General features: G+C 33.9%; 22 protein-coding genes. 5 read left to right on the plus strand and 17 right to left on the minus strand.

Going from position 1 to position 25,173, the window contains the following annotated elements:
• Positions 1 to 13 precede the first annotated feature (13 nt).
• Complete coding sequence (locus EV144_RS05540) at positions 14 to 1,867, plus strand: PDZ domain-containing protein (protein WP_134146915.1); 1,854 nt, start codon at positions 14 to 16, stop codon at positions 1,865 to 1,867.
• Between the two features lie 221 nt (positions 1,868 to 2,088).
• On the opposite strand, the gene EV144_RS05545 is transcribed toward EV144_RS05540, so the two are convergent.
• From EV144_RS05545 to EV144_RS05550, 3 genes are all read right to left on the minus strand, one after another.
• On the minus strand, positions 2,089 to 2,532 hold the full coding sequence (locus EV144_RS05545) for a hypothetical protein (RefSeq protein WP_134146917.1): 444 nt from the start codon (positions 2,530 to 2,532) through the stop codon (positions 2,089 to 2,091).
• Between the two features lie 425 nt (positions 2,533 to 2,957).
• Positions 2,958 to 3,131 carry a hypothetical protein gene (locus EV144_RS24105; protein WP_166670540.1) on the minus strand — a complete coding sequence of 58 codons (174 nt, stop codon included), beginning with the start codon at positions 3,129 to 3,131 and terminating at the stop codon, positions 2,958 to 2,960.
• 13 nt (positions 3,132 to 3,144) lie between these two features.
• Positions 3,145 to 5,499, minus strand: a complete 2,355-nt coding sequence (locus EV144_RS05550; protein WP_134146918.1) for a GH92 family glycosyl hydrolase — start codon at positions 5,497 to 5,499, stop codon at positions 3,145 to 3,147.
• A 158-nt stretch (positions 5,500 to 5,657) separates the two neighbouring features.
• Here EV144_RS05550 and EV144_RS05555 point away from each other — a divergent pair, with 158 nt between their 5' ends.
• Entirely contained in the window at positions 5,658 to 6,278 is a 621-nt protein-coding gene (locus tag EV144_RS05555) for a M949_RS01915 family surface polysaccharide biosynthesis protein (protein ID WP_134146920.1), read from the plus strand.
• Position 6,279: 1 nt separating this feature from the next.
• Here EV144_RS05555 and EV144_RS05560 read toward each other — a convergent pair whose 3' ends face one another.
• From EV144_RS05560 to EV144_RS05605, 10 genes are all read right to left on the minus strand, one after another.
• Entirely contained in the window at positions 6,280 to 6,876 is a 597-nt protein-coding gene (locus tag EV144_RS05560; protein WP_134146922.1) for a GNAT family N-acetyltransferase, read from the minus strand.
• 36 nt (positions 6,877 to 6,912) lie between these two features.
• Positions 6,913 to 7,269, minus strand: coding sequence for a hypothetical protein (locus tag EV144_RS05565; protein WP_134146924.1), 357 nt, complete (start codon positions 7,267 to 7,269; stop codon positions 6,913 to 6,915).
• A 100-nt stretch (positions 7,270 to 7,369) separates the two neighbouring features.
• Positions 7,370 to 8,548, minus strand: a complete 1,179-nt coding sequence (locus tag EV144_RS05570; RefSeq protein ID WP_134146925.1) for an AIR synthase related protein — start codon at positions 8,546 to 8,548, stop codon at positions 7,370 to 7,372.
• 153 nt (positions 8,549 to 8,701) lie between these two features.
• Positions 8,702 to 10,180 (minus strand): carboxypeptidase regulatory-like domain-containing protein, encoded by a 1,479-nt coding sequence (locus tag EV144_RS05575; RefSeq protein ID WP_243854619.1) that lies wholly within the window; start codon positions 10,178 to 10,180, stop codon positions 8,702 to 8,704.
• 79 nt (positions 10,181 to 10,259) lie between these two features.
• Positions 10,260 to 11,633 carry a CsgG/HfaB family protein gene (locus EV144_RS05580; RefSeq protein WP_134146927.1) on the minus strand — a complete coding sequence of 458 codons (1,374 nt, stop codon included), beginning with the start codon at positions 11,631 to 11,633 and terminating at the stop codon, positions 10,260 to 10,262.
• Between the two features lie 63 nt (positions 11,634 to 11,696).
• Complete coding sequence (locus EV144_RS05585; RefSeq protein WP_134146929.1) at positions 11,697 to 12,146, minus strand: curli assembly protein CsgF; 450 nt, start codon at positions 12,144 to 12,146, stop codon at positions 11,697 to 11,699.
• Positions 12,147 to 12,212: 66 nt separating this feature from the next.
• Entirely contained in the window at positions 12,213 to 12,947 is a 735-nt protein-coding gene (locus EV144_RS05590) for a CsgE family curli-type amyloid fiber assembly protein (protein ID WP_134146930.1), read from the minus strand.
• Positions 12,948 to 12,951: 4 nt separating this feature from the next.
• Entirely contained in the window at positions 12,952 to 13,437 is a 486-nt protein-coding gene (locus EV144_RS05595; protein ID WP_134146932.1) for a hypothetical protein, read from the minus strand.
• Between the two features lie 63 nt (positions 13,438 to 13,500).
• A complete protein-coding gene (locus EV144_RS05600) occupies positions 13,501 to 14,124 on the minus strand; it encodes a hypothetical protein (RefSeq protein WP_166670541.1) in 624 nt (207 codons plus the stop codon).
• 410 nt (positions 14,125 to 14,534) lie between these two features.
• Positions 14,535 to 16,724 carry a glutamine synthetase III gene (locus EV144_RS05605; protein ID WP_134146936.1) on the minus strand — a complete coding sequence of 730 codons (2,190 nt, stop codon included), beginning with the start codon at positions 16,722 to 16,724 and terminating at the stop codon, positions 14,535 to 14,537.
• Positions 16,725 to 17,152: 428 nt separating this feature from the next.
• Between EV144_RS05605 and EV144_RS05610 the strand changes: the two genes are divergently transcribed.
• On the plus strand, positions 17,153 to 18,169 hold the full coding sequence (locus EV144_RS05610) for a glutamine synthetase beta-grasp domain-containing protein (protein ID WP_134146938.1): 1,017 nt from the start codon (positions 17,153 to 17,155) through the stop codon (positions 18,167 to 18,169).
• A 287-nt stretch (positions 18,170 to 18,456) separates the two neighbouring features.
• Positions 18,457 to 19,425 (plus strand): TerC family protein, encoded by a 969-nt coding sequence (locus EV144_RS05615; RefSeq protein ID WP_134146940.1) that lies wholly within the window; start codon positions 18,457 to 18,459, stop codon positions 19,423 to 19,425.
• A 72-nt stretch (positions 19,426 to 19,497) separates the two neighbouring features.
• Here the strand turns inward: EV144_RS05615 and EV144_RS05620 are convergent, their stop codons facing one another.
• From EV144_RS05620 to EV144_RS05635, 4 genes are all read right to left on the minus strand, one after another.
• Positions 19,498 to 20,007, minus strand: a complete 510-nt coding sequence (locus EV144_RS05620) for a hypothetical protein (RefSeq protein WP_134146942.1) — start codon at positions 20,005 to 20,007, stop codon at positions 19,498 to 19,500.
• 88 nt (positions 20,008 to 20,095) lie between these two features.
• Positions 20,096 to 20,965: an alpha/beta hydrolase gene (locus EV144_RS05625; protein ID WP_134146944.1), complete on the minus strand. Its 870-nt coding sequence runs from the start codon at positions 20,963 to 20,965 to the stop codon at positions 20,096 to 20,098.
• Positions 20,966 to 21,077: 112 nt separating this feature from the next.
• Positions 21,078 to 23,111 (minus strand): M13 family metallopeptidase, encoded by a 2,034-nt coding sequence (locus EV144_RS05630; protein WP_134146946.1) that lies wholly within the window; start codon positions 23,109 to 23,111, stop codon positions 21,078 to 21,080.
• A gap of 79 nt (positions 23,112 to 23,190) precedes the next feature.
• Positions 23,191 to 24,063, minus strand: a complete 873-nt coding sequence (locus EV144_RS05635; protein WP_134146947.1) for an AraC family transcriptional regulator — start codon at positions 24,061 to 24,063, stop codon at positions 23,191 to 23,193.
• Between the two features lie 450 nt (positions 24,064 to 24,513).
• Here EV144_RS05635 and EV144_RS05640 point away from each other — a divergent pair, with 450 nt between their 5' ends.
• A complete protein-coding gene (locus EV144_RS05640) occupies positions 24,514 to 24,915 on the plus strand; it encodes a T9SS type A sorting domain-containing protein (protein WP_134146949.1) in 402 nt (133 codons plus the stop codon).
• Positions 24,916 to 25,173: the final 258 nt, after the last annotated feature.

The raw sequence follows: 25,173 nt of genomic DNA on the forward strand, positions 1-25,173 counted from the left end.
TAAACATAATTAAATGAAAAAAATACTTTACACCTTAGCTCTGGCAGTAACGCTTTGGAGCTGTAAAACAGGTACAGGTGCAGCTAAAAGTAATGTTGTCGAGGTAAACATAAATCTTACCGATGTAAAAGACGATAAAGTCTTAGTAACAGTAACACCGCCCGCAATAAAAACAGACGAAGTTATTTACAGCATTCCAAAAACAGTTCCGGGAACTTATTCTACAGACAATTACGGAAAATATTCAGATGATTTTAAAGCTTTTGATGCTAAAGGAAATGCTTTAACTGTAAAAAGAATTGACGATAATTCGTGGTCAATTTCGAATGCAAAAACATTAAAAAAAGTTACTTATTTAACTGGTGATACTTTTGATACTGAAAAAGGCACTGGTTTTGGTAATGACGACGTTTTCTCACCAGCTGGAACTAATATCAACGCAGGAGTTAACTTCATGGTAAACACGCACGGTTTTGTGGGGTATTTTCAAGATAAATTAGATGTTCCGTATAAAGTTACCATTACACATCCTGAAACACTTTGGGGATCAACTTCAATGAATGATGAAGATGCAAGCAAAACTAGCGATGTTTTTACAACGCCTCGTTATGCCGTTTTGGTAGAAAATCCAATTATGTATTCTAAACCTGATTACACTACGTTTAACGTAAACGGAATGGATATTTTGATTGCTGTTTATTCTCCAACCGGAAAATTTACTGCAGAAAGCATTACTCCGGAAATGAAAACGATGATGACGGCGCAGAAAAACTTTTTAGGAAAAGTAAATTCTACTAAAAAATATACTGTGTTATTGTACTTATCAAGTATGGCAAAAGACGATGCGCACGGTTTTGGAGCTTTGGAGCACCCAACGGCAACGACAGTTGTTTTACCGGAATCTATGCCAAAAGAAAAATTGGTTGAGTCTATGAAAGATGTGGTTTCGCATGAATTTTTTCATATTGTAACACCTCTAACTATTCACTCTAAAGAAATTCAGTATTTTGATTATAATGCACCAAAAATGTCGGAGCATTTATGGATGTACGAAGGTGTAACGGAATATTTTGCAAATCTTTTCCAAATTAATCAAGGTTTGATTAATGAAGGCGAATTTTATACTCGTATTGCCGATAAAATTGAGCAGGCTAAAAGTTTAAACGATACAATGTCGTTTACTAAAATGAGTGCTAATGTATTAGAACAGCCATATAAAGATCAATACTTAAACGTGTATCAAAAAGGAGCCTTAATTGGTATGTGTATTGATATTATCATTAGAGAAAAAAGCAACGGAGAAAGAGGAATTTTGGATTTAATGCATAAATTATCGAATGAATATGGTATCGAAAAACCTTTTAACGATAATGAGCTTTTTGCTAAAATTACACAATTGACTTATCCTGAAGTTGGTGAATTCTTAAACAAATATGTTGCCGGAACTACTCCGATTCCTTACAATTTTTATTTGGCTAAAGTTGGTGTAACCAAAGCTTCTGAGAAAAAACCGGGAGCGGTTTTCTTAAAAGGACAAACACCATATATTAGAGTTGATAAAGCGACTAAAGAAATACTTGTTCGTTCTGATATCGAACAAAATGATTTCTTTAAGAATCTGAACTTAAAACCTAATGACGTTATCGTATCTGTAAACAACAAACCGTATTCTTTAGACAACATTTATGAGTTGATTACTGAAAGTGAAAACTGGAAAGAAAACGATGCTATCACGCTTAAAATAAAACGTGCTGGTAAAGAAGAAACGATAAAAGGTACTGTAAAATTACCATTTGAAGAAACTGAAACTTTTAAAGCTACTGATGCTTCAAAAGAGAAGCTTAAAAATGCATGGTTAAAAGGATAATTTCTTTTAACTCTTAAAATAAAAAAACCGACAAGTGATTGTCGGTTTTTTTGTTGTCAGGCTGAGCGTCCCGAGACTTCGGGAGAAGCCTCTGTTTGCTGAATCACGTTGTGTGAGCTATTTTGCGGGGCTTCTCCCGAAGTCTCGGGACGCTCAGCTTGACAAACTTTATGTGAAAATATCTTTGTCAAAGTTTTAAACTTTGACAAAGATTTATAATCTTATTTCTTCACTGGGAATTTCCAGTCAAATTCGTCTTTGGCATTGATTATGGCACCAACTTCAAATTTTACAACCTCATCAAATTCAGTTTGAAGAATAAACCAGTTGTCTTCGTTGAAGTAGTTTTCGAAAGTATCAAAAGTTTCCTGAGTGTATTTTGTTATTCCTTTTGTGGCTAAATCTTTCTTTACATCGGCAATTTTTCTTCCGATTAATTTGTATCCAAAAACTTCAAGATCATTGCTTGACGCGACTAAATAACCTAATTTCAAGTCTTCTTCCTGATAAAATGTCAATCTGATTTTTAATGCATTGTATACAAAAATCACATTATCATCTTCGTCTTTATAGTTTTTATCAGGTTTTCCTAAAGCAGCCGTTACATCGTTTTGCTTCATTCCGAAAAGCAATTTATCAATTCCTGATTTTAAGTTTATTTTCATGTTTCGTTTTCTTTATTTGAAATGCAAATTTCGTGAAGTTTTTTTGTTCCGCCACGAATTGCACAAATTTTCTCTATTTTTTTATTGTCAGGCTGAGCGTCCCGATACTTCGGGAGAAGCCCACGTGCCAATTGGAGCGCCCTTCTCCCGAAGTCTCGGGACGCTCAGGGTGACAACATTAAAATTTAATAAAGTTTATCATCTTTATCAATTGTCAATACTTGTTATAATTATTATTTAATGCGTCCTACTTTTTTTGCAATTGTTATGTAATCTTCAGATTCAACAAAATCTATAGCTTCCAAGATTGTTTTTTTCAAGGAATCTCTTTCCCTTTCTACAATATTTATCCCAAATTTAGCTATTCTAATTTCTAAAAGTATTTCTCTTTCTAATTTTGATCGAATTTCAACTTCTTTCCTATTTTACAAAAGACTTCCAGGAATTGGTTTATCTTCCGGATCTCTTATCCCTTTTTCTAACGACATTTTTTGAACAAATTCAACTTCATATAAAATTGATTCTTCTTTCGTCATTCTTAAAGTTATAGTTCCGCCATCCATCCAAAACATTACCTCTTCAATTATTATTTCTTCCATTCTAAAAACTCACTTAGTTTTGGTAATTCTTTTTATTAGGCTTCGCACTCATATAAAAAGTAATTTTCCCGCCATTAATAACATCAGAATGTTTTAAGAAAGGTTTAGAAAGTTGTTTTCCATTCAAAAGCACTTTACTCACAAAAACATTTTTATCCGATTGATTTACAGTTTCAACTTCAAAGTTTTTACCATTTTCTAAATTGAAAACAGCATTTTTAACCAACGGACTTCCTAATGCATATTCATCAGAACCTGGGGCAACAGGATAAAAACCTAAACTGCTAAAAATATACCAGGCACTCATTTGTCCGAAATCGTCATTTCCTCCCAAACCGTCGGCTCCGTTACGGTACATTTTTTTCAGAATCATTCTGATTTTATCTTGCGCTTTCCACGGCGAATTAGTCCAGTTGTATAAATACACAACGTGATGCGACGGCTCGTTTCCGTGAACGTAATTACCGATGATTCCTTCTCTGGTAATATCTTCTGTGTTTTCGAAATATTTATCCGGAAGATGCATATTAAACAACGAATCTAATCTTACGTTGAACTTTTCGTTTCCTCCCATCATTTTAATCATTTCGGCAGGATCTTGCGGCACGTATAAACTATAATTCCATGAATTTCCTTCTATAAAACCTTGTCCGTGTGTATCTAACGGATCAAATTCTTTTTTGAAAGTTCCGTCGTTTAATTTCGGACGCATGAAACCTGTTTTGGCATCATAAACGTTTTTATAGTTTTTAGATCTTTCGATAAATTCGTTATAAATATCGGTTTTACCTAATTTTTTAGCAGCTTGTGCAATAGCCCAATCATCATAAGCATATTCTAAAGTTTTAGAAACCGAAGAGCCGTTTTTGTCTTCTGGCACGTAACCCATTTTCATATAATATTCCAATCCATCATAATAAGGAACTTTGGCTGTATTTACACAAGCCTGAAGCGCCTTTTCGGGATCAAAACTCGTATTACCTTTTACAATTGCATCGGCCACTACAGAAACAGAATGATAGCCAATCATACACCAGTTTTCGTTGGCATAATGTGACCAGATCGGCAGCATTTTATGTACACTTTGATTTGCATGTGCCAGCATAGAACTTACCATATCTGTGTTTCGTTTTGGCTGTACAATGTTGAATAAAGGATGCAAAGCTCTATAAGTATCCCACAAAGAGTAACTCGTATAGTTAGTAAAGTTCTCGGCTTTGTGTACATTCATATCCAAACCTTTGTAATTTCCGTCAAGATCCATGTATTCTGTCGGACCTAAAAAGGCATGATACATTGCCGTATAAAAGTTAACTAAATCTTCTTTTTGAATGGTTTCTACCTGAATTTTATTCAGTTCTTTGTTCCAAACTTCCTGACTTTGTTTTTTTACTTTTTCAAAATCCCAGCCTGGAATTTCTTTTTTCATATTTTCTAGTGCACCAGCAGAACTTACGGGAGATAAAGCCATTTTTATTTTGATTTTCTCGCCTTCCTGCGTATCAAAATCAAAAAACAATTTTAGGTTTTGACCTGCCATTTCCGGAAAGTTTTTCGTCTGATCAAATCTCCCCCAAAAACCTCTGTAAACACTTTTTTCTAAAGCAGCTTGTCCGTAGCTTTTAATTGGTTTACTAAAAGACATGGCAAAATAAACCGTTCTGGTTCTTGCCCAGCCATTGGTCTGACGATAACCTGTAATTAATGTATCGTTTTCTACACGAACAAAAGTCCAAACGTTCTTCTTATCGTAATTATAAATTCCAGAGGTCAGGTCTAAAATAATATGCGCTTCGTCTGATTTCGGAAAGGTATATTGATGCATTCCTACACGCGTTGTTGCGGTAAGTTCTGCTTTAATTTTATGATCTTCCAGAAAAACGCTGTAATAAGCCGGTTCTGCTTTTTCTGTTGCATGCGAAAATGCAGATCGATATCCAGATAAAGGTTTTGAAGCAACTCCGGGATTTAATTGTAATTTTCCGGTTGTCGGCATGATTAGAAAATCTCCTAAATCTGAATGTCCTGTACCGCTAAAATGCGTATGGCTGAAGCCTACAATTGTTTTGTCTTCATATTGATAACCCGCACAGTATTTATAAACTTCGCCGTTGTATTTTCCGTTTAATCCGTAGGCAATTGTATCGGTTTCGGGACTTAGCTGCACGCTTCCAAACGGCACTGTTGCACCAGGATAAGTGTGTCCCATTTTGGCAGTTCCAATCATTGGATCTACATACTGAATAAGGTTTTTAAGATTATCGTTTTTTTTCTGTGCATTACTTGTGTAACCAAGTACCAGAATTAATGACCCAAAAAGAAAACTTTTACTTTTTATACTTTTAACCAAGTGTTTTTTTGCAACCATTCTGTGTATTTATATAATTATCAAATTATTATGAAGCAGTTTTGATGTCGAATTCTGCGATAGAAAATTACAATAAAATATGGGTTTTAAAAAATATAAAAATTCCTAAACTAAAATAGCTTTTGAATATCTTTGGTTTACAAAATGACAATTCCATCATGAAAAATTCTATTTTACTACTTTTCTTTTTTTATACAACATTCGGCTTTTCTCAAAAAATAAGCAGTTTTATATTGAATAAAGAACAAATAGTACAGCTAGAAGCTGATGGCTTGAGTGATTTCCCGATTTACAGGGCATATGAGTTTCAGAATAAAACGGGCGTTTGTGAATTGGTTTTATGCGAAAATCAGAAAAGCATTTCTAAAAAAGATACTTTGAATACTAAAATCCAAGCGATTTGTGCTATGAATGATCATGGCGGTTTTAGAGAAAGATGGAGAATTAACGATTTAATTGATACGGCTGAAGCTGAAAAAAATATTTGGTTCTGGACGAAATATTTCAGCGCGCAGGATCTTGACGGCGATGGCTATATGGATCCGGTTATTGTTTATGGAACGAGAGATGAAAATGACGAAATAAAACGCGTTAAAATCATTACGGTTTATAAAGATAAAAAGTATGCAATACGCGCAGTAGAATGCGATTTAGACGATTGCAGAAGTTTTAAAAAAGATGCGAATTGGAAATTGCTGCCACAAAAAATTCAAGTTTACATAAATCAATTGGTGGTAAAAATAAGAAAGGAACAAAATCTTCTTTTGAAAGATGGTTAGTCTATAATCTTTTCTTTAGATTTTCTTTTACGGCATCAAACCATTCGTCTCTTAAGATACTTAATACGATAGAATCGCGACGAACTTCGCTGTTTGCAGTTGGCATATGACTTCTTAAAACGCCCTCTACTTTACAACCGATGCTTTTCATGGCGGCAATACTGCGTTCGTTATTATTATCGGCACGAAATTCTACACGTACCATTCCGAGAGTTTCAAAAGCAAATTGAAGTAATAGAAACTTGCAGTGTTTGTTGAGTCCGGTTCCTCTAAAAGCAGAGCCGTACCAGGTATATCCTAATTGTAAGGTTTTGTATTCTAGATTGATGTCGTAAAAACGAGTGGAGCCAGCGTATTTCTGTGATTTTTTATCGAATACTATAAATGGAAATTCTTTTTTGCTTTCTCTGGCTTTGAGCGCTATATCAATGTAATTGATTAGGTTTTCTTTTCCGTCTGCTCCTACTAAGGAATATTTCCATGTTTCTGGTTCGTTAATAGAAATTTCTAATAAATTTTCGACATCTGATTCTTGCAAGGAACGCAATAAAACGGTTTCGTCTTCTAATATAATATTGGAGTTGAAATCTAATGTCATTTGCTTGAAATTTTTATTTGAAATTAATACTAAAATTTATTCACTCATTTCGTCATAACGTTCGGGAACCTGCGGATCGTACAGCGGACATTTGAATTCTTCCATAACACTCACTAACTGATTCATGGTTTTACCTTCAGTTCCATAGCAGTCAATTTTTACACTTTGTGGCGTGGTTATTACCTGAAATGCTCCTTTTCCGTTTGGGTTTTTCCAGCTGTTTTCATCGACTCTTTCCCATTGCGAAAAAATGGAATTGATTCTGTTTACAATTACTTCTACAGGAAGTTCCTGAAGCCCTTCTACTTCTTGTTTTTCTGCAAGAGCTTCGTAAACTTCATGATGATTTAAGTAAATCTCTTCTATATATCTCCAAAAAAGTAATTCGTACATAATGGGTGTGTTTTTGAAACCATATAAGTTATATAAGTTCATTTAAATAAAAGCACTGCATAACTTAATTAACTTATATAACTTATATGGTTTAATTTTTTTAATACTCGAAAGTTCCGTACTCGCTTTTTATCGTCAGTTTTTTACTTTCTGAAGCTTCTACTCTACCTACGATTTGTGCATCGACATTGAATGATTTTGAAATCGCAATAATGTCTTGTGCAATATTTTCTGGTACGTAAATTTCCATACGGTGACCGCAGTTGAAAACCTGGTACATTTCTTTCCAATCTGTTTTTGACTGTTCCTGAATTAACTTGAACAACGGCGGTACTGGAAATAAATTGTCTTTTATAACGTGTAAATCTTTTACGAAATGTAAAATCTTAGTCTGTGCTCCACCACTGCAATGCACCATTCCGTGAATTTCGTTTGGTGTGTAGGTATCTAAAATTTTCTTGATAATTGGTGCATAAGTTCTTGTTGGAGAAAGTACCAATTGTCCTGCATTGATTGGGCTGTTTTCTACTTCATCAGTTAAATTTACTTGTCCTGAATAAATTAATTCTTCCGGAACAAGAGCGTCGTAACTTTCTGGATATTTTTTAGCTAAATATTTTCCGAAAACATCGTGACGTGCAGAAGTAAGTCCGTTACTTCCCATTCCTCCATTATAACTTTTTTCGTAAGTTGCCTGACCAAAAGAAGTTAAACCAACAATTACATCGCCTGCTTTGATGTTTGCATTATCTACAACATCGCTGCGTTTCATACGTGCTGTTACGGTAGAATCCACAATAATAGTACGAACTACGTCTCCAACGTCTGCAGTTTCTCCTCCAGTTGAGTGAATGGTTACGCCAAAAGATTTTAATTCGTTGATTAATTCTTCGGTTCCGTTGATGATGGCAGAAATAACTTCGGCAGGAATTAAGTTTTTGTTTCTTCCAATTGTTGATGAAAGCAAAATATTATCTGTTGCTCCCACACATAATAAGTCATCAATATTCATGATTAAGGCATCTTGAGCAATTCCTTTCCAAACTGAAATATCGCCGGTTTCTTTCCAGTACATATAGGCCAAAGACGATTTTGTCCCTGCTCCGTCTGCGTGCATAATTAGGCAGTAATCTGAATCCTGAGTTAAATAATCAGGAACAATTTTGCAAAATGCTTGTGGAAATAAACCTTTATCAATATTTTTTATGGCGTTGTGTACGTCTTCTTTTGATGCTGAAACACCTCTTTGTGCGTACCTTTTGCTAGAATCTGAACTCATGAAAATTTGTTTGTGTTGATGTGTGGCAAAGATAATCCCTTTTTTTAATTCTTTGAATGATTCGGATACTTGATTCGCAAAAAAATTCGGCACGCTTTGAGCAATGCCGAATTCCTTCAATAAAATTGGTTATAAAAATTAAGGTTTTATCTTTTATCTCCAGTCGGGCATTGATGCGTTCTGGAATAATGTTGTTCTTGTTGTATTGTCACTTATGCTTGCGGTCTGAATGTTTTGTGCCGATAGTCCGTCGTTTGAGGTATTTACAAAGATAACTTTTGCTTCGTTTGGCGAGAATTTTACATCCAGATCATTAAAACCATTTTCTTTTTTGGTGTCTAATTCTGCTGCTGTATTTGTTGCAACTGTATAGATAAATATTCTGGAATCTAATCTTCTGTAAGTAGAATTTTCAAATCCTGATACATCTCTGGTGTAGGCAATTTTTTTATTATCCACAGAAATACTTATACCGCTTGCCGCTCCGGTTCCTCCAGAAAGTACTTGATAAAGTACATCTCCAGACATGTTTATTGCATATATTTCGACATTGTAACCTGATATATCATTTACTTTTAATACAATTTGAGATCCGTCCTGACTCCAGTCGCATTCTGATATAAATTTCCCATTTGGAGTTTTAAACAATTGTATTAAACCGCCTCCATCTGAATCGATACGGTATAATTTATCAAAATTTGGATAAATAATTTGTCTTCCGTTTGTGCTCCAACAGTAATTAACATGTTCCATATTGAATCCTGCTATTGGAATAAAATTCGTAATTTTTTTCACTTCGGTGCCATCCGGATTCATGGTGAAAATTTGGTTTAAAGATCCGTCAGAACTTATATAAGCGATTTTGTTGATGCTCAGATTTTTTCTGGGTCTGTAACTGTTTACCTCAGCAGAAGATAATTGGAGTTCGTTTCCTGCTTCGTCTGCGGTATATATAACGTTATTGTTTTTTACTTTTTTTACATATAAATATCTCGGATTTGGAAATGCCAAAGTGGTAAAGGAACTTGTTACACTATTTGTTGCTTTATTAATTCCATCATTTGCCGATACCTGCCAATAGTATTTTGTACTGTAACTTAAACCCGAAATGGTAAGTTTCATGTCTTTAAGATCGGCATAGGTTTTAATTTCGTCTGTTGTTCCGTTTTTTACCGTAACGGTATATGTCAGCGGATCTTTTTCCTGATCGGTTGCTGTCCAGGTTAAGTTTACGCTCAACGGCTGCGCTACAGCATTGTCAACCGGCGCGGTAAGTACCGGAATTTCTGGTGGTTTGTTATTGGCAGTTGAGACTTCTAACTCAAAAATAAGCTGCGCTGTCAAATCTTTTTCAACAGTTGCAGGTTCAAATCTGGCTGTAAAACCATCTTTTTGCGCCTGAAAAGAATACTTGCCCATTGGTACTTTTTCTATTACAAAATAGCCGTCTTTGTCTGAGAATACGGTGCTGGAAGTTGGACTAGAAGAAACACGGGCATTTTCTATTCCTTCGTATGTACGGGCATCTACTACTCTTCCTTTTATAGTTCCTGTTCCGTTGTCATCAATTTGCTCTTCACTACAAGAAATCAAAAGCATAAAACACATCAATATTTTTAATCCTATTTTCATTGCAGATTTGATTTTGTTAAACTTATATTGAATTTTTTCTGTAATCGTTTAAAAAACTGGCTCTTGTCTTATGGAGTCTTTATTTTTTCTTGTGCTTGTAATTTTTCGGGAAGTAATACGTCATTCCCATACCAAGTCTCCAGTAATAATCGTCTCTTGTTCCGTTTACGATATAATCAACATTATCACTAAAAGGCAGATTGTATTCGCCGTATAATTTTATTCCTAATCGTCTCGTGGCCATATATTCGACACCGCCTCCAAACTGAATTTTACTATGAAAGTTTTCGTAATCATTATTAAATTCAAAACCGTAGCCTCCATAAACAAAAGGACTCAGAATATCGCGCGGCAAAATGATACATTCGAGATTGAGATCCATAGAAAGATAACCTCTGTCTATTCTTCCTTTGTTTTGAATTTTGAATGCATTGGTTGAAGCACTTAAATTAAGAGCCGGAGTAAAGAAATATTTCAAGGCTCCTCTAATCATCTCCTTTGGCACCGGACTTTTGTAATCGCCTTGTATAATGGCTGTTCCTGCAGAGGCTTCTATTGCAAATCGGGCTCTTTTATCTTCTAAATTTCTGTCGTATAATTGTGCCAGATCGGCTTCGCTTTTTTCTTTATCGTATTCTGATACAAAAGCATCTATTTGGCTTTGAGGTGCATTTACTTCCCAAAGTTTCTCTTTTATTCCGTCTACTATAAGTCCCTGAACGGCTTTTTCTATAGCTTCTGTCACGGCCAACTGAATGGGTTCGTTTCTTGTAAAACCGGTTTCTACTTCTAAAAGTCGGTTTAGATTTACATATCGAAATAAACTAGCGTCTATACTTTGCGATAAAATTGTTTTAGAAACGTAAACGGTGTTTAGAATTTTTCCGTTTGAAGTTGAAACTAATCTTAAATATACCGTTACGCGATCTTGTCTGTATCTTGTAGAAGCGCCGGCGCCAAAATATCGAGCTCCAAAACCTCCGGTAATAATATTGGTATCATACGAAATAATACCGCCTTCTAATAAAACTCCCGCAAAAAGTAACGGTGACAATACGGTTTCATTAGGTTCTGCTTTTACTGCATATTCCTGACGTGTAGATCGAATAATATTTCGCTCGTTTAATAAATTACCCAGATTTTCACGTTCTATAGGAATAAACCATTTTGAGTCTCCTAAGGCTTTTATTAAAATAGAAGTTGCGCCTTGTGTAACTGCGGTACTAAACGTACTTCCCACATCTGTCGCTTTGTATTGCCCTGTCTGGTCTTTAAATTTATATACTCCTACTACGATCTGCTCTTTTGGTTTTGGCATATCTGTTAAATTGGTAGTGGCAGGAGTATTTTCTCCAAAAATAGCTTTCTGAACGCCTACTGGCTGATTAAAATAAGCGCCGCATCCTGAGAATAGGCAAGTTATTAAAAATAGAAAAAGGGGACTTTTATTCATAATTATATATTTTTTAATAATAAAACATGAACTTACTTTTTATATAAATCGAAAATATTGCAACTATTTACCGGGTATGATAACTTGTGTTTGTTCGCCGGTTTCTATATCCAAAATATTGACAACCATTCCTAAATTAGAATTATAAATATCTACAGACAGTGTCCCAAAAACATAATTCCCCGGAGTAAGTCCGGTGCCAGTTCCTGTGCCTGTACCCGTTCCAGTACCTGTGCTTGTTCCAAATTGATTATCAAATAATGAATTTGAAATTCTATTGAGCAATTGATTGTTTAAAGTGCTTTTAAAACGTTCTAAATCTGTCTGCTGTTTGTATCCGTTTGTGGTATCTTCTTTGTAATCATTTTGGGCTTGCGCCGAGCTGAGCATCCATTGATAATTGAAAGTTTCTCCGCCGCTAAAAGCCGGATTTATGGGTTTATAAGCAAGATCTTGTGCTGTAGAAACGGCACAGAAACCCAACACACATAATAGTGAAGCTAAATTTTTCATATTGCTGTTATTTGTTTTTCTACATTAAAAAAGCAGGCGCTTTAGGCAAAAATTCTTTCTCAATTATTAATATTGAGTTATTATTTTATTCTGTTTTTCGAGGTCTTTAAAATACTTAAACGCTTTTGATGCAGCAGATTCTGCCATGTATTTTAAAAAGTCTTCCTCTGGACGGGAAATAAATTCTTCTACTATTTCTCCATCTACCAGAATTGTAATTTTTGTTGTTCTGCCAAAAGTCAATTCTTCCTGAACGGTTACGATTTTTGTTGTATTAATTTTTAGCTTTGAATACTGCGCGTAAAAAAAATCATAAAAATCGTTTCCCAGTTTTGTCTTGGTATCATTGGCTACAATCCCTACCATTTCTATTCCATCTACAGGAATTGATTTTCCGGAATCTGATGCTGTATCTTCACCAAAAACAACACGGTCTTTGCCTATCAGTTCGTTTTTTTCATCATAAATCAATAACAATATTATAATCTCATCTTCTGGTGTAAAATTTACCTGTGTTTTAGAAAGTTCTACTTTTTGAATGGGTTCTAATGTGATTCTTCCGTCTTGTGCGTTATTTGATTTATTCGAGTTTTTTTTGTTTTTTTTGAATACAGTCAATTTGTATGATATATTTTTAAACTCTGATTTTAAGTTTTCTGCAGTTCCTGTAATGGCTAGTAAATTCTCGATTACTTTGGTTTCGATCTTCGCTTTTACTTCTATATGAACTTCCTGAGAAAATCCTAATTCAGAAAAAAAAATAGTAACAAGAGTAATTAGTAAGTTCAAATACTTTTTCATGATGCTATCGATTGAATATGTAAATGGTCCCCGAGTTTCCCGTTTGATTTATTATTAAATCTTTAGATATTGAATTTGAACCGGTACTGATTACCGATAAATTATTGCCATCCTGATTGATTGCCATTGAAGTGAGACCGCGAGAATACATCGAAAAATCACTTATATAATTGTTATTGCCTGTTTGTGTGTAGGACTGATTAATTTCATCAGCTTTTTTGTAGACATTCATGTAGTTGTTATTGCCTGTCTGTTGTGCAGTAACATAAGCGTTGTTGCTTATGATGTTTAAATTGGCCTGATTGTAGTTTCCAATTTGTGCAACAGTTACTATATTTCTGCTTTTAATATATTGATTTACTGTTTGATTTTGATTGCGATTGTAGGTTTCATTGATGTTAAATAAATAGTCACTCATACTCACATCAATTGCTTGAGAGAATATAATCCCGCTGATTAGTAAGGAAATAAAAGTGGCTAAATTTTTCATGATATTAGAATTAAAAAAAGGAAGAACTCAATAGATTAAGTTCTTCCTTTTCTTGGTTTTTTCTTAGTTAGATTGAATCACTATGCTTCCGTTTAAGAAACCAGTCTGAGTAACTGTACTCATATGATCGTTTCCAAATTGTGCAGTAGCAGCAAAGTTACCAGCTCCGTATTGTTGGATGCTAGAAGTGTTGTCCCAGCCCATTTGTAATGTAGCGGCATTGTTAAACAATCCGATCTGATCTGTAGATGCAGTATTGTCGTTTCCGAATTGAATTGTTGTAGAGCCATTAGCAAGACCAAATTGGTTGGTTGTAGCAGTATTAAAGTTACCAACTTGTAATACATCAGAGTTGTTGTAAGCTCCGATTTGAGTAGTTACAGCAAGGTTTCCGAACCAAATTCCCTGAGCAATACTAGAATCGTTATTGTCTCCAATTTGAGTTACTACCGCAACATTTCCTCCTCCTAACTGTCCAACAGTAGATGCGTTGTCATCTCCATATTGTCCTACAATTGCAACGTTAGCAATTCCGACTTGGTCAACATCTGAATGATTAGCAGCTCCTACCTGAACCACTAGTGCTCCGTTTAATAAACCTAATTGGTCTACATCACTTACATTTCCTTGAGCGAATGCTGCACCTACAAATAGCATCGCGGAGATGCTTAAAATTACTTTTTTCATAATAAATATATTTAATTGGTTATTAATACAAATTATTATGTAGGTCATTCAATTTGGGAGGAGCAATTTGGGAGTAATCTGGAGCATTTTTAAACCTCATTTGAAAATAAAATTCTGTGCTTATTTTCTCAATCTCATATTCAAAATTAGAAAACTTCCCCGAAAATTAAATCAGGTATAAATACCTATTTTACAATATCTTAGTATGTTTTCGATGAAATGTAAAACTATCTCGATGAACTACTAAAACGTAAAAAAATATAAGTCAGAATTTAGCTGCTTATTGAAATTTAGCTGCATTTTAACGTAAAGAATTATCAAATACAGGACTTCAAAACCATTATTTTAGCATAATCACAAAAAAAAGCCTGTCTTTTGAGACAGGCTTTTTTAGAAATGTTAAATTATAGTTACTTGGTAAACAATAATTCTCTGTATTTTGTTAGCGTCCAGCTTTCATCATCAACCAATAATTCTAATTTATCACAGTGATTACGAATGTCCTCAAAATAAGGTTTTACTTTATTGCAATATGCTTCTGCCATTTTTTGAGCATCTGTTAATTGATTGGCTGTTCTTCTTTCGTTTGTCATTGCCAATACTTTAGAATTGATTCCTTCTATATGACCAGAAATTTCTTTGATAAGTACAATCTGCTCTTTTGCAATAGTTTCAAATTCTTTTCCGAAGATTTCTTTTAATCCTTTTACATTTTCTATTAATGTATTTTGATAACGAATTGCTGTCGGAATTACATGATTTCTTGAAATATCTCCTAAAACTCTTCCTTCAATCTGGATTTTTTTAGTGTATTCTTCCAATTCAATTTCGTAGCGCGCCTCTGCTTCTACATGATTAAAGATTCCTAATTCGGCAAATAGATCCAAAGCTTGTTTAGAAACTTTAGCTTTAATTGCTTCTGGCGTAGTTTTAAAATTACTTAAACCTCTTTTTGCTGCTTCTTTTTCCCAAGCTTCACTGTAACCGTCACCTTCAAAAAGAATTTTCTTAGATTGTTTAATGTATTCTCTTAGGACATTAAAGATGGCATCATCTTTTTTCATGTCTTTAGAATCTATTAATGTATCTACTTCTGCTTTAAAGTCTTTTAACTGTTTTGCCACAATTGCATTCAAAGTTGTCATTGCGTTGGAGCAGTTTGCGTTTGAACCTACAGCTCTAAACTCAAATTTATTTCCTGTAAAAGCAAAAGGCGAAGTTCTGTTTCTGTCTGTATTGTCTAAAAGTACGTCTGGAATTTTACCCACAACATTCAGTTTTAGATCTGTTTTTTCTTCTGGCGAAAGTTTTCCTGTTGTTACGCTTTCTAATTCTAATAAAACTTTTGACAATTGTGCTCCAATAAATACCGAAATAATGGCTGGCGGTGCTTCATTTGCTCCAAGTCTGTGGTCGTTACTTGCCGTTGCGATAGACGCTCTTAGTAGAGTTTCGTAATCGTTTACCGCTTTTATAGTATTAATAAAGAAAGTTAAAAACTGTAAATTACTCATTGGTGTTTTACTCGGACTCAATAAGTTAACTCCTGTATCTGTCGCCAGCGACCAGTTGTTGTGTTTTCCAGAACCGTTTACACCTTTGAATGGTTTTTCGTGAAATAAAACTTTAAAATCATGACGTTCTGCTACTCTTTGCATTACATCCATTAATAAAGAGTTATGATCCACTGCAAGATTGGTTTCTTCAAAAATTGGCGCTAACTCAAACTGGTTTGGCGCAACTTCGTTATGACGCGTTTTTACCGGAATTCCTAACAACATACATTCTTGTTCTAAATCACGCATGTACGTTAAAGCACGTGTTGGAATTGATCCAAAATAATGATCATCAAGTTGTTGTCCTTTTGCAGAAGTGTGTCCTAATAAAGTTCTTCCTGTCATCATTAAATCTGGACGAGAATTGGCTAAAGCTTTATCAATAAGGAAATATTCTTGCTCCCAGCCTAAAGTAGCCGTTACTTTTTTTACGTTTTTGTCAAAATATTTACATACTTCTGTCGCTGCTTCGTCCATTGCAGATAAAGCTCTCAATAACGGAATTTTATTGTCTAATGCTTCACCTGTATAAGCAATAAATACAGTTGGGATACATAAAGTTGTACCGTATATAAAAGCAGGCGAAGTTGGATCCCAGGCGGTGTAACCTCTGGCTTCGAATGTATTTCTAATTCCTCCGTTAGGAAAACTAGAAGCATCTGGCTCTTGTTGTACCAATTGTGCGCCGCCAAATTTTTCTACCGGATCACTTCCGTCATACGATATATCAAAAAAGGCGTCGTGTTTTTCTGCTGTTGTTCCTGTAAGCGGCTGAAACCAGTGTGTATAATGTGTAACACCTTTTGCTAAAGCCCATTCTTTCATTCCCATAGCAATATAATCTGCCAGTTTTCTGTCTATTTTAGTTCCATGCTGAATGGCATCCCTAACTCCTTTTAAAGCATCCGAAGTTAAATACTGCTTCATTGCTTTTTCATTAAATACATTTGAACCAAAAAGATTAGATTTTCTATCTATTTCTTCAAAATGAACCGGCTTTCTTGTAGCAGCTTCTTGTAAAGCTTGGAAACGTAATGTTGACATGTATATAATTTTTAAAATTCGTACTATTTTTCTATAAAAAAACAGCAACAAATATAAGGAATAAAAAAGCCTGTTTTGAACTTAAATTTTAGATTTTTATGCGAAGATTTTTCAACAGAAGATGCTTTTTATAAAGAATAATGAATTTGTTTTCAAGAAATGTAACATTTTATAGTACTATTCTTCATTAAACAAACAATTTTTCGTAATATACTCTTTAAGAAAAGCATAAAAGTTACCAAATTATTACGAATTTATTTTTTTAAGGTTATAAAAATTGCTTTTTTTGAAATATACCCCTGTCAAAATTGCGCTTATCTAAAAAATAATATGTCGCTAAACAAAATAGCCCCCTATTTTTTACCGCTAGAAAAATTAAATCTATATTTGACCCAACGAAAAAAACAAAAAAATTAATTTATATTATTATGGCTAAAATTAAGTTAGAGTACATTTGGTTAGATGGATATGAACCAACTCAAAATCTTAGAAGTAAAACTAAAGTTGAAGAGCACGAAAATTTCAAAGGAACATTAGAAGAACTTGGTAACTGGTCATTTGATGGTTCGTCAACTAAACAAGCAGAAGGTGGTTCTTCAGATTGTCTTTTAGTTCCAGTTGCAATCTACCCTGATCCAACTCGTATTAACGGATACTTAGTAATGTCAGAAGTAATGTATGCTGACGGAACTCCACACCCTTCTAACGGAAGAGCTACAATTGATGATGATAATGATGATTTTTGGTTTGGTTTCGAACAAGAGTATTTCATCATGGATACTAAAACACAGCTTCCACTTGGATTTCCAGTTGGAGGATACCCTGCACCACAAGGTATGTACTACTGTTCTGTAGGTGGAAAAAACACTCACGGAAGAAAATTAGTAGAAGAGCATGCTGATTTATGTATCGCTGCAGGAATTAACTTTGAAGGTATTAACCAAGAGGTTGCTTGCGGACAATGGGAATTCCAATTATTCGCTCAAGGTGCTAAAAAAGCTGGAGACGAAATTTGGGTTGCTAGATACTTATTAGATCGTTTGACTGAAAAATATGGTTACTATATCGAATATCACCCTAAACCTCTAGGAGATACAGACTGGAATGGTTCTGGTATGCACGCTAACTTCTCTAACAATGTATTGAGAACATGTGGAGACCAAGCTACTTACGAAAAAATTTGTGAGGCTTTCCGTCCTGTTACTGCTGAGCACATCGCGGTTTACGGAGCTTACAATGACCAACGTTTAACTGGTAAACACGAAACTGCTTCTATTCACGATTTCTCTTACGGAGTATCTGACAGAGGTTGTTCAATCAGAATTCCTTTGATGACTGTTCAAAAAGGATGGAAAGGTTGGTTGGAAGACAGAAGACCAGCTTCAAACGGAGATCCATACAAAATTGCTGCTAGAATTATCAAAACTGTTAACTCAGCGCTATAATTTTAAGCTTACAATATATTCAAAAAGTGCTTTCTTAATTGAAAGCACTTTTTTTTTGACATCTCAGTTCGAGCGGAGTCGAGAACTTGCGTGCATTTCGACTTCGCTCAATGTGACAGACTTTGGAAGTTTCGATTAAGTATGAAAGTTTATCAGTTTGATCAGAGTCGATAACTTATGTATATTTTCACTTCGTTCAATTTAAAAATTAGAGAACTTTTTCCTAATAATTAATTTTTAAGTTGAACTTCAAAACCTATCTTTGTAAATCACTAAAAAATTATATCATGATTGTCTGGGGTTTATTTTTATTAGCCGTGTTTTTTATTCTTGCATTAGATTTAGGTGTTTTTAATAAAACGCCGCATATTATTAGTACTAAAGAAGCCAGCAAATGGACATTGATCTGGGTTACATTATCCTTTCTTTTTTCAGGCGTAATTTATTGGCTTTATACTACAGATTATATTGCAAATCCAGATCAATTGAAACCTGCCGTAGCTTCTATGAAGTTTATTACAGGTTATTTAATCGAATTATCTTTGAGTGTTGATAATATATTTGTCATTGCTATCATTTTTGCTTCTTTCAAAATACCTCAAAAATACCAGCATCGTGTTTTATTCTGGGGAATTTTAGGCGCTATTATTTTCCGTGGCTTAATGATTTTCTTTGGAGTTATGCTGATTAATAAATTTACTTGGACGACTTATGTGTTTGGAATCTTCTTAGTTTTTACAGCGGTAAAAATGTTATTTTCTGGAGAAGAAGAAGATTTTCACCCAAAAGATTCCTTTATATACAAAGCACTTGGAAAAGTAATTCCAATTACTTCTGAGACAGATGGTGAGAAATTTTTCATTTCTACCAAAACAGCAAAAAAAGCGGCAACTCCTTTATTTGTTGCTTTAATTGTAATTGAGGTTATGGATGTTCTTTTTGCAGTAGATAGTGTTCCCGCTATTCTTGCTATTACATCAGATCCGTTTTTGGTATTTAGTTCTAATATTTTTGCTATTCTGGGTTTACGTTCTATGTATTTCTTCCTGGCAAATATGCTGGCAAAATTCAGTTACTTAGAGTACAGTTTAGTTGCTATTTTAGCTTTCGTTGGACTAAAAATGTTATTGCATGATTTTATCCAAGTTCCAGAATGGGGCTCACTATTGTTTATAGCCGTATCTCTTTTAGTAGGAGTTCTGGTTTCCCTAAAATTCGGAAAAGAAAAAGAACTTACAGATTTAGATCAGGAATAATTTTCTTGAAATATATAAGCATAAAAAAGGAGATCTAATGATCTCCTTTTTTTTATACTTCTTGAGTAATTATTATAGTTTTACTCTTTTAACTTTACTGTCATCAATATTGTATTTTTTGATAACTGCATTATAATCTGAATAATCAGCTTTAATGCTAGATTTTGCAGTTCCTGAAAAAGCAGCTGGAACAATTACAATTCTAAAAACCTGATCTTGTGTCCAGTCTGAAGATAGAGTATTTAAATTAAAATCTGCTCCTAGAAAAACATTAACTCTATTGATTGTAAAATCATAGTTAAAATCTAGAGCACCACCATCATTCATGTAATATGTTTGAGGCATTAATCTCCAAACATCAGTTCCGCCAGATACAGCATATAAATGATATACCAAAACCACATCTGAAGTATAAATTGCAGGACTTAGAGGAATTGAAACAGCATAACCATTAGCTGAATTAAAATCTACTTCTCTCTCTAGAACTTCACCTATTGTGTCGCCATCGCCACCATCATCATTTGAACAACTAGAAAATGCCATCAATCCAACTACGGCGAATAATGTAAGTATCTTTTTCATAATATATTTTTTTAAGATTTGTATTATAAAGGTATTCCAAAAACCAAACCAAAAAAAGTTTTTGACCGTTCTTTCTTAATTATTTTCTTTATTTTTTAACAACTACCTGATTCTTAAGCAATATTTTGCTAAAAAAAAGTACATGATAAGGCAGTGAATTTTCCCAATATTCCCAAGTGTGAGCTCCTGGACGTTCTGTGTAATCGTGATCTACTTTATTATAAACCAATCTTCTGTGCAATTCTCTGTTAGGTTCAATTAAAAAATCATCAACTCCGCAGTCAATTATTAAAGGAAGTTTGTTTGCTTTTAATTTGTCAAGCATTCCTAAAACTGCATTTTGCTCGTACAGTTCCGTATTACTGCTTTTATCACCAAAAACAGGCTGCATTAATTTTACAACCTGAGCAGATGAATCTCTGTTAAGCATTACTGCCATATCTACTGCACCACTCATACTTCCGGCAGCACAGAATAAATCCGGATGTCTTGCCGACAAATACAACGCACCGTGACCTCCCATAGAAAGTCCAGTTATTACTCTTCCGGTTCTATTGCTTATGGTTCGATACGTTTTATCTACTTTCTGGATTACTTCTTGTGTAATAAAGGTTTCGAACTGACTTTCTTTATTTACCGGACTGTCTAAGTAAAAACTGAACGTTTCGCCTTCTGGCATCACAATAATAATATTGTATTGATCTGATAAGGTTTGAACTAATTTTTTGTTTGGCGTATTTTTTAACCAATCGCTAAAATGTCCGTATGCGCCGTGTAATAAATACAGCACTGGAAATGTGGTTTTACTTTTAGCATACGAATTTGGTAAAACAACCGCAGCTTTATAGGTTTTTCCCATAGCTGTACTTGCCACTTGCAAAGTATCTACTTTTGCTGCGTATGACATTGAGGAAATGCATAAGAAGAAAGCAAATACTAAAATTTTAAAGGTTTTCATATTTTGATTTTTTTTCGATTAAGGAATGTAAATATATTCAAAATAAATTATATGAAAAATCCGACTGCCTAAAGAAAAAAGCAGTCGGATTATATTTCAACCTAAATCGATATTACCAAATTACAACTCTCTCGTTTTCTTTCTGGTACATTTTATCACCTTCTTTTACATTAAAAGCTTTGTAAAATTCAGGAACATTTGCCAAAGGTCCGTTGATTCTAAATTGTTCTGGAGCATGTACATCTGTCGTTATTTGTGTAATCTTAGATTCATCTCTTCTGTTGATCATCCAAGAATAAGCATACGCCAAAAAGTAACGTTGATCTGGCGTTAATCCGCTGATTTTTTCGTTGTTTTTAAATTGCTTCGTTTTCTTAAAAGCTTCGTAGCCCACAACAACTCCGCCTAAATCTGCAATGTTTTCTCCTTGAGTAGCATCTCCGTTTACATGTTTTCCAAGAACTTCAAACTTATTATACTGCGATACAATTAGTTTTGTTTTTGCTTTAAATTTTTTCAAATCTTCAGGAGTCCACCAATTATTAAGATTTCCATTTTCATCATATTGACTTCCCTGATCGTCAAAACCATGCGTAATTTCATGTCCAAAAAATGAACCTCCAATAATACCGTACAATACTGCATCGTCTGGCATACGGCCTTCATAACCTGGCACAATAATATTACAAGCCGGAATTACAATTTCGTTGTTACTTGGGTTATAATATGCATTGTACGTTTGAGGATACATGTGCCATTCTGTTCTGTCAACTGGTTTTCCAAATTTATGAATCATATCTTGATAGTCCCAGCTGTTGGCACTCATTACATTGGCACAGTACGATTTACGATCAATTGTAAGACTGCTCATATCTTTCCATTTATCAGGATAACCTAATTTCATTACAATTTTGCTTAATTTTTTGAGTGCTTTTTCTTTTGTAGCATCACTCATCCAATCCAATTTTTTAATGTGCTCTGCAAATACATCGCGAACATTTGTACCAATTTCTTCTAGTTTTTCTTTTACACCTTTTGGCATATATTCCGCTACATAAACCTGACCTACTAATTCGCCTAAAGAAGTATCGGTTTGGTTAACAACTCTTTTCCAACGTGGTTTTTGTGTACTCACACCATTCATTACGGTAGAGAAGAATTTAAAATCTGCTTTTTCGATATCTTTATTTAAAAAAGAAGCATATGAATTTATTAGGTTCCATTTAAGATACGTTTTCCATTCTTCTGTAGTGTAGCTTTTTAATAAAGTATTAAATGCTGCAAAAAATTCAGGCTGTCCTACAATAACAGTATCGGCTTTAGGAACGCCTAAAACTGCCAGTGTTTTTTTCCAATCTATATTTGGAGTTTGTTTATTAAATTGATCTACGGTAAGTTTATTATAATTTTTTAAAGGATCACGCAGCGCTTCTAACTTTCTTGAAGCATTTGCAAGCTCCGTTTCTAGTTTTAAAATTCCCGCAGCATTTTTTGAAGCTGTCGCTTCATCTTCTCCCATCGATCTCATAATGGTTTTTAAATGAGTCGAATATGCATCTCTGATAGTGACATTTCTTTTGTCTTTTTCAAGGTAAAAATCCCTTTGCCCCATTCCTAAACCGCCTTGAGTAAAGAACACAGCATATTTGGTACTAATTTTATCGTCTTGGGTTACGTAAAAAGAATAAGCAGGACTTGCGCCAACAGTTTGTAAATGTGCAATACCAGCTACAAGACTTTGAACATCTTTTATTTCTTCAATCTTTTTTAATTCTGCATTAAGAGGAGAAAGACCCGCTTTTTCTATCGCGATTGTGTCCATACCAGACGCGTAAAAATCACCGATTTTTTGTTTATTAGTGCCTTTTGCAGCATCTTTATCTAAAGCAGATTTTTCGCAGATATTTTTTATTTGAGAATTAATAGTATCTGTAATAATTCGCATGATACCATTACTGCTGTCGGTATTTAAAATTGGGTTTTTCTTAAACCAGCCGCCATTGGCATAATTAAAAAAATCTTGCGCCGGGCTTACAGTTGTATCACGATTAGTGATTAAAGGATCTGAAAATGCAGTTTCTTTTTTACTACAGCTTGTAAAAGCTGTAATTGAAAGAACCAGAACAGTGGTTTTTATTAAATTCATATGTTTTGTTTGGTTTTGTTAAATCTGGATTAAAAATAATCAATAAAACGAAACAAAACATATAAATTTAGAACTCACATTACTTAATAGTAATCTTGTGTTCGTGACGGTATTGCGAAGCGCTTTTACCGGTATATTGTTTAAAGGATTTACTAAAGTGGCTAAAATTATTAAAACCACTTTCAAAGCAAACTTCATTTATGCTTATTGGTTTTTCTGCCAAAAGTTTTGAGGCGTGAACCAAACGATATTCGTTTACAAATTCAGTAAAAGTCTTATTAGAGATTTTCTTAAAATAACGGCAGAACGACGGCGTAGTCATACTCACCAGATTCGAAACCTCATCTAAAGCTATCGATTCCTGAAAATGATCCTTAACATAATTAAAAATGACATTTATTCTATCGTTGTCTTGTGTCTGTAATTCTAACGAAAAACCATCCGCATTTAGAAGCGTATACTCTTCTGAGGAATCTAATTCGTCAAGAATACTCAACAAGGTCATCAAACGTTCAAACGGAAGTTGGTTTTCCATCATCTCGATTTTCTTTCCGATTTTCTTTTTAGTTTCGCCTCCAAAAGCAATTCCTGCTTTTGCCTGACTCAAAACATTTTGAACCTTTTTCATTTCGGGAACTACTAAAAAATCGTTTCCTAAAAATTCAGGTTTAATATGAATAACAATTTCATTTTTATTTCCTGTTTGTTCATTTGTAAAACCACAATGGGGTAAATTAGAACCTATCAAAAGCAAACTTCCGTTGGTGTAATAAGAAACATGGCTTCCTATTTGTCTTTTTCCTGCCCCGCCATTTATATAAACCAGCTCAATTTCAGGATGATAATGCCATAAATGAGCTTTACTATTGGTTTTTTCTGCGTGTTTAGTGTAGGTAAAAGAACTTCCGTATGAATTAGATATCACTTCAAGAGCAGGGGCAATAGTCTTCATGATAAAATCTTTAAAATATAATAGCAAATTTAACAAAAACACCTAAAATAATTTAAATTTTAACCTATAACGGTTTCGTAAATGAGAATAAATCATTAAAACTGAGATTTTATTTCTGTGAAATTAACACCAAAACCGAGGTTTTTTTTGAGTATCATTTTTTTATCCTGTATTTTTTTTATTAATCGTATTTAATCTGCAGTTTTTATACATATACCCCATTTTTTGTAAGAAAGAAAGACTTTTTAACAGAATCTCATTTTCTGCAAAACATTGAAAAATAGTATCTCAATTAACAAAAACACCTCAAATAATTCAAATTTTAACCTATAACGGTTTCGTAAATGAGAATATAGCACATAAATTGGAAAATTGAGTTGTGCTGAAAAATGGATTTCCGAAGTAATTTTACATCAGAAAAATGAACTAAAAATTTAAACATAGAGAATTATGAAAAAGATTATAAAATTAAGTTTAGTATGCGCGGTGCTTTTATCAGGATTAAGTACTTATGCAATTGATGGTGGCAACGATTTTAACCTTCATGTATTAAAAGGTGAAGGCAGAATAATTACGTTTGCTCTTAATCAAACTCAAAAAGCAAGTTTAAGCATTTATGACAGCAAAGGAAATTTGATTTATTCTGAAAATGCTACTGGTAAAGACGGAATCTTAAGAACTTTTAGTTTAGAAGAATTTCCAGAAGGAACTTATTTCTTAGAAGTTACTGATGCTACTAAAAAAGTAAAATACGAAATCACTGTTGACGAAAACAATTCTGTGTTATCAAGACAAGCTGTATCATCTGTTTATACAGATGCTGCTAAAAATACTGGCGTAGCAGTACGCTAAAAAAGTTTATACTCGTAATACAGTATAAAAGTGAGGTTAGATAGTTAGTAAGTTTAAAAACTTTTAAAGTTTTAAAAACAGCTCTTTGTGGTTATTGAGCTGTTTTTTTTTGCTCTATACTGAACGTATTTATTTAACCGCAAAGAGCGCAAGGAAAAAACATAAAGGTTCGGCAAAGCTTTTATAAACTTTGCGAACCTTTCTGAAAATCTTAGCGCTCTTTGTGGTTAAATAATACATTTTACTTTTCTAAATCTT

The sequence above is a fragment of the Flavobacterium sp. 270 genome (genome assembly GCF_004368785.1).
Taxonomy (GTDB): domain Bacteria; phylum Bacteroidota; class Bacteroidia; order Flavobacteriales; family Flavobacteriaceae; genus Flavobacterium.